The 6,322-nt window shown below is 63.5% G+C and carries 7 protein-coding genes; 2 read left to right on the top strand and 5 right to left on the bottom strand.

Annotated features, from left to right (window positions below; all coding sequences use genetic code 11):
• The first annotated feature begins 186 nt into the window (after positions 1–186).
• Positions 187–573, top strand: coding sequence for a hypothetical protein (locus ACMGE0_RS12610; RefSeq protein ID WP_436816192.1), 387 nt, complete (start codon positions 187–189; stop codon positions 571–573).
• Here the strand turns inward: ACMGE0_RS12610 and ACMGE0_RS12605 are convergent.
• From ACMGE0_RS12605 to cysG, 5 genes are all read right to left on the bottom strand, one after another.
• Positions 570–1,394: a ferredoxin--NADP reductase gene (locus ACMGE0_RS12605; RefSeq protein WP_436816191.1), complete on the bottom strand. Its 825-nt coding sequence runs from the start codon at positions 1,392–1,394 to the stop codon at positions 570–572. The two genes, ACMGE0_RS12610 and ACMGE0_RS12605, sit on opposite strands and share 4 nt — an antisense overlap.
• A gap of 142 nt (positions 1,395–1,536) precedes the next feature.
• Positions 1,537–2,046, bottom strand: coding sequence for a DUF934 domain-containing protein (locus ACMGE0_RS12600; RefSeq protein WP_436816190.1), 510 nt, complete (start codon positions 2,044–2,046; stop codon positions 1,537–1,539).
• Between the two features lie 13 nt (positions 2,047–2,059).
• Positions 2,060–3,733, bottom strand: a complete 1,674-nt coding sequence (locus ACMGE0_RS12595; RefSeq protein WP_436816189.1) for a nitrite/sulfite reductase — start codon at positions 3,731–3,733, stop codon at positions 2,060–2,062.
• Between the two features lie 7 nt (positions 3,734–3,740).
• Positions 3,741–4,055 carry a DUF2849 domain-containing protein gene (locus ACMGE0_RS12590; protein WP_436816188.1) on the bottom strand — a complete coding sequence of 105 codons (315 nt, stop codon included), beginning with the start codon at positions 4,053–4,055 and terminating at the stop codon, positions 3,741–3,743.
• Positions 4,052–5,494, bottom strand: a complete 1,443-nt coding sequence (gene cysG, locus ACMGE0_RS12585; RefSeq protein ID WP_436816187.1) for a siroheme synthase CysG — start codon at positions 5,492–5,494, stop codon at positions 4,052–4,054. Before cysG ends, ACMGE0_RS12590 begins: the two co-directional genes overlap by 4 nt.
• A 232-nt stretch (positions 5,495–5,726) precedes the next feature.
• Between cysG and ACMGE0_RS12580 the strand changes: the two genes are divergently transcribed.
• Positions 5,727–6,305: a nucleoside deaminase gene (locus tag ACMGE0_RS12580; protein WP_436816186.1), complete on the top strand. Its 579-nt coding sequence runs from the start codon at positions 5,727–5,729 to the stop codon at positions 6,303–6,305.
• Positions 6,306–6,322: the final 17 nt, after the last annotated feature.

Raw genomic sequence — 6,322 nt, 5'->3', positions numbered from 1 at the left:
AGTCGGTTCGCCCGTGGTCCGGAAGGGTCAGACGAACACCGTCCGGGAAGGCCAAGGCAGAGGGACCGGAGTCGCGGGCATAAACCGCCGAACGGGGCGCTGAGAGGTGTCACCTAAACTAAAACTTACGAGGCAGCTTTCAGCGCCCCGTCCGAAACAAAAACCCAAGATCGCCAAGGGGTTACCATGCCTTACGAAAAGCCGCCCATAAAGACCTATCTCGCCGCCCGCACCGCCGAAATGCTTGCCCTGCCCCACATGGTATGCCGTCGACGCGACTGCCGCCGCAGGAATAGCTGCTACTGGCATTTCAAGTCCAGCAACGAGCCCTGCTGCCTGCTGAACCTGACCGCCGAGCAGCGAAAGCTGTTCGATACGGTTTACGAGAGGGCGCGGTTCGCGGAAGGCTTTCTCGGCTCCGACAGCCATTTTTTTGAGGCACGCGACGGCGAGCGGCGGATGCTCGACGACGTCGCGATCGAAATCGCCCGCACGTCACCCGACCGGTGGAGACCTGAGATCTGGGATGCCGCCCGCCGCAAGCGGGAAAAGCGGCTCCCTCCTATGGATTAGCCGACGAAAGCTCTCTCGATGACGAATTCGCCCGGCTTGTTGTTGGCGCCTTCGGTGAGCCCCGCCTTTTCGAGCAGGTCCTTGGTGTCCTTCAGCATCGCCGCAGAGCCGCAGATCATGCCGCGGTCCACGGCCGGATCGAGCGGCGGCACGCCGAGATCGGCAAACAGCTTGCCGCTCTCGATCAGGTCGGTGATGCGGCCGGTGTGCGAAAAGTCCTCGCGGGTGACGGTCGGGTAATGCTTCAGCTTGTCGCCCACGACTTCGGCGAGGAATTCGTGGTTCCTGATCTCCTCGATCAGGTCGAAGCCGTATTTCAGCTCGGCCACCTCGCGGCAGGTATGCGTCAGGATGACCTCGTCGAACTTCTCGTAGGTCTCCGGGTCGCGGATGAGGCTGGCGAAGGGCGCGATGCCCGTGCCGGTCGAGAACATGTAGAGCCGCTTGCCCGGCGTCAGCGCATCGAGCACCAGCGTGCCGGTCGGCTTCTTGCGCATCAGCACCGTGTCGCCGGGCTTGATCTTCTGCAGGTGCGAGGTCAGCGGCCCGTCCGGCACCTTGATCGAGAAGAATTCCAGCTCCTCGTCCCAGGCAGGGCTGGCGACCGAATAGGCGCGGTAGACCGGCTTGTCGCCGACCATCAGGCCGATCATCGCGAATTCGCCCGAGCGGAAGCGGAAGGCGGCCGGCCGCGTCATGCGGAAGCGGAACAGGCGGTCGGTGTAATGTTCGACGGCGAGCACGGTTTCGGCATAGACGCCGTCGGGGATCTTCATCGGATTCTGGACCGCAAATTCTTCTGTCTTCGCTGGAGCGTTCATCTTCGTCTCAGTCTCATCGTTCTTCGCAGAAGCGAAATATACCAAACAACCGCCGTTTTGAAGGCATCCGCGAACCTTTGTCGCGGATGTTCAAGAAAATATGTGCGGAGAAGTCACCTTTTGACGCGCGCCGGCCGGGTCGTCAGGCCGGCACGGTGCGGCGGCGCCAGCTGTAGCCCTCGCCTTTTTCCGCCGCCCGCGCCGTCGGCTGGTAGTGGACGGCGATGCCGGGCAGCCTGCCCTCCTCCAGCCGTTTCAGCGCCGTGGCGTTCTTCACGGAAAAGCTGTCGATGCCGACCCGCAGCATCAGCGGGATCTGGTCGATCAGCACGTCGCCCACCGCGCGCAGCTCGTTACGGTAGGCCAGCCGGTCGCGCAGGAGCGAGGCATGCGAAAAGGCGCGGCCGTCGTTGAAGGCCGGGAAGTCCACCGCGACGATTTCGAGGCGGTAAAGATAGGGTTCCAGCTGCCTGACGTCGTCGCCGGGCCTGATCAGCACGCCGAGGCCGACGTCGTTGCTCGCCTCCGCCTTCTCGATCAGCTCGCCGAGCGGCAGCAGCGCCTTCTGGTCCCCGGTCGCCTTCACCTCTTCGGTCTCGACCACCCAGGGGTCGTTCTCGACGAAGCCGGTCTCTCTCCAGATTCTGGTCATCTCGCCTGCCCCTTTACGCCGCTTCTGCCTTGGCATCGCCGTAGAGCGCATCCTTGAACGGCTGCGGCCCGACGCGGCGATAGGCTTCGAGGAAGGTTTCTTCCCTGGACTGGCGCAAGCCGAGATAAGTGTCGACGATCGTCTCGATGGCGTCGGTCACCTTGTTCGGCTCGAAGCCGCGGCCGATAATCTCGCCGATCGAGGTGTTCTCGTCGCCGGACCCGCCAAGCGTGATCTGGTAGAGCTCGGCGCCCTTCTTCTCGACGCCGAGAAGCCCGATATGGCCGACATGGTGATGGCCGCAGGCGTTGATGCAGCCGGAGATCTTGATCTTCAGCTCGCCGATCTCCGCCTGGCGTTCCGGCGAACCGAAGCGGGTGGAGATTTCCTGCGCCACCGGGATCGAACGGGCATTCGCCAGCGCGCAATAATCCAGCCCCGGACAGGCGATAATGTCGGTGATGAGGCCGGCATTGGCGGTCGCGAGGTTGTGGGCCACCAGAGCGCGGTAGAGCGGCTCCAGATCGGCCAGCGCCACATGCGGCAGGATGACGTTCTGCTCGTGGCTGATGCGGATCTCGTCGAAGGCGAATTCCTCGGCCAGATCGGCGATCGCATCCATCTGCACGTCGGAAGCGTCGCCGGGGATGCCGCCGATGGGTTTCAGCGAGATCGTCACCATGCCGTAGTCGGGATGCTTGTGCGGCTGGACGTTCTGGCTCACCCAGCGGGCAAAATTCCCGTCCGTCTTCTTCCAGCCGGCAAGCTGCGCCCAGCCTTCGGCGCGATCCGGCAGGGCCGGCGGCGCGAAATAGCTGGCGATTGCCTGCACGTCGGCCTCGGGCAGCTTCAGTTCGGTGCCCTGCAGATGGGAAAACTCCTCCTCCACCTGGCGGGTCAGCTCCTCGACGCCCGTCTCGTGCACGAGGATCTTGATGCGCGCCTTGTACTTGTTGTCGCGGCGGCCGTAGAGATTGTACACGCGCATGATCGCGGTCGTGTAGGAGAGCAGGTCCTCCTCAGGCAGGAAGTCGCGGATCTTCTTGGCGATGAGAGGCGTACGGCCCTGCCCGCCGCCGACATAGACGGCGAAACCGAGCTCGCCCTTGTCGTTCCTCTTCAGGTGCAGGCCGATGTCATGCACCTGGATCGCGGCGCGGTCGCGCTCGGCGCCGGTGACGGCGATCTTGAACTTGCGCGGCAGGAAGGAGAATTCCGGATGGACCGAGGACCATTGCCGGAGGATTTCCGCATAGGGGCGCGGATCGGCGACCTCGTCGGCGGCCGCACCGGCGAAATGGTCGGCGGTCACATTGCGGATGCAGTTGCCGGAAGTCTGCAGCGCGTGCATCTCGACGGTCGCGAGCTCGGCCAGGATGTCCGGCGTGTCCGACAGCTTCGGCCAGTTGAACTGGATGTTCTGGCGTGTGGTGAAATGGCCGTAGCCGCGGTCGTATTTGCGGGCGATATGGGCGAGCATGCGCATCTGGCGCGAATTCAGCGTGCCGTAGGGAATGGCGATGCGCAGCATATAGGCATGCAGTTGCAGGTAGACGCCGTTCATCAGGCGCAGCGGCTTGAAGGCATCGTCCGCCAGCTCGCCGGAAAGGCGACGCGCGACCTGATCGCGGAACTGCTCCACGCGGCTCGTGACAAATGCGTGGTCGAATTCGTCGTAACGGTACATGATTTCCTCAGACTGCGATAAACTTCGGGTCGGCGGCGCGATAGCCGACTGCATATTCCATGGTGGGACCCTGAGCACGAATGCGCTCGCGCAAGCGGATCGGCCAGAGCTTGCCGTCCTGCTCCTGAACATCGACGACCGCGACGTCAACCACCCGGTTCTCGGCGAAATCACGCTTGCCGATCGCTTCCAGCGAGGCGACGGCCTCGGCGTGGCGCGCAACGATCGCGTCCTGGAGGTTTTCCACCCATCGGCCGTTCGCATCGAGCCAGACGGCGATGCCGTCCGAAAGGCGGTTGGCGGTGAGAACCTTGTCGGTCATCTTGTCTGTTCCACTTCCTGGCGAACCGCGCCTTTGTAGGCCGAAAGCGGCTCGGACTTTTCAAAATTCGCACCGGCGACAGCCTCGCCGATGATCACCATGACCGGGCCGGAGAGATCGTCGCGGGCTTCCAAATCCGGCAGTTCCTTCAAGACGCCGTGGAAGAGCCTGCGGTCGGCGCGGCTGGCATTCTCGATCACCGCAACGGTGGTATCCGGAGCGAGGCCGGCGCCCATCAGCCGTTCGGCGACGGACGCGGCGACCGTGCGGCCCATGTAGACGGCGATCGTCGCGCCGGATACGGCAAGGCTCGCCCAGTCCGGCAGCACGTCGCCGGTGAGATCGTGGCCGGTCGTGAAGATCAGCGACGAGGCGACGCCGCGCAATGTCAGCGGCAGGTCGAAATCGGCGGCGGCGGCAACGGCCGAGGTGATGCCCGGCACGATCTCGTAGGAGATGCCGGCCTCGCGGAGCGCCGCCATCTCCTCGCCGGCGCGGCCGTAGACCAGCGGATCGCCGGACTTCAAGCGCACGACGCGCTTGCCCTGACGGCCGAGCTCGACCAGCAGACGGTTTATCTCGTCCTGAGACTTGGAGTGGCAGTTCTTGCGCTTGCCGACCGACAGACGCTCGGCGTCGCGGCGCCCCATGTCGACGATCGCCTGCGGCACGAGCGCGTCGTAGACGATCGCGTCGGCCTCCATCAGCACGCGCTGGGCGCGCAGCGTCAGCAGATCCTCGGCGCCCGGGCCGGCGCCGACCAGCCAGATATGACCGCTTGCGCGACCGCTGGTGGAGAGCAGCGCGTTGGCGGAACGGCGCGCGGCGACGGCGTCGTTCGCGGCCACAGCATCGGCGACATCGCCCGAGAAGAAGCGGCGCCAGAAGATGCGGCGCGAGACGCCGCGCGGCACGAGACGTTCGGCGGCATCCCGATAGTCGGCCGCCAGGCGCGCCAGCCGGCCGAGCGACGGCGACAGCATCTGGTCGATGCGGGCGCGGATCATCTGGGCGAGAACCGGGCCCGCCCCTTCCGTGCCGATCGCGATGGCAACCGGGGCGCGGTTGACGATGGCCGGCGTGTAGAAATCGCAGAAGTCCGGCTGGTCGACGGCATTGGCCGGGATTTTTTCCGCTCTGGCGGCCGCCACGACGGCCCGGTCCTGAGCCGCATCGCCGGTCGCGGCGAAAACCAGCGCGGCACCCCTGACCTGCGCGGGCGAAAATTCGGCGCGGACGATCTCGATGCCCTGCGCGGCAAGATATGCGGCATAGTCCTCTTCCGGCGCCGGCGCATGGGCGACGACGCGCGCATCGGTATTACCGAGCAGCCGAGCCTTGGCAAAGGCCTCGTCGCCATTGCCGAATACGAGAACGCTCCTTCCGCTCACACGGAAGAAGGCCGGAAAAACCGACAGGCGTTCTTGGCTTGAAGACATGCGGGTATCCTGAATCATATAACAGGAATATCCACAAAAGGATGATGAAATAGAAGGAATGGATATGCGAAGTGAATTGACTGAGGGTATTTCTGTTTCATGATCAATCGGTTCTTGAGCAAAAGCCACCGCAAACGATATTTCTCCAGTCTTTGTAGATTAAAGCGTTTTACCCTTATCCCTTCGTTCCGCGCCATAAACTGCCTAGACACTCCGTTACAAAGAAGCCGTCATGACAATTGCCGCCCGCCTCCTCGACGTCATCGAACACGATATCCTGCCGCTGACGGAAAAGGGCGTCGCGGCCGGCAACAAGGTGTTCGGCGCGGCGATCCTCAAAAAATCCGACCTGTCGCTGGTCGTAGCCGAAACCAACAACGAGCTTGAAAATCCGCTCTGGCATGGCGAGGTCCACACGCTCAAGCGCTTCTATGAGACGACCCCGGATATCGCGACCAGGGATTTGATTTTCTTATCCACCCATGAACCATGCACGATGTGCATGTCGGCGATCACCTGGGCGGGCTTCGACAATTTCTATTCGTTTTTCAGCCACGAGGATTCGCGCGACGCCTTCGCCATCCCGCACGATCTCAAGATCCTGAAAGAAGTGTTCGGGCTGGAGCCCGGCGGCTACCGGCGCAGCAACGCGTTCTGGAACTCCTACTTCATCGCCGATCTCGTGGAAAGCGAGGACGAACCCCTGCGCTCCGAACTCCAGGCACGGACCCTCCGCATCAAGGCAGCTTACCAGCGGCTCTCCGACAGCTACCAATCCGGCAAAGCCGAGAACAGTATACCGCTCGCCTGAGCGGCAAGGAAAACTCC

The organism is Neorhizobium descurainiae, from assembly GCF_051400715.1.
Taxonomy (GTDB): Bacteria; Pseudomonadota; Alphaproteobacteria; order Rhizobiales; family Rhizobiaceae; genus Neorhizobium.
The sequence above is the reverse complement of the archived record's forward strand: the minus strand, read 5'-3'. Positions and strand labels throughout refer to the sequence as shown.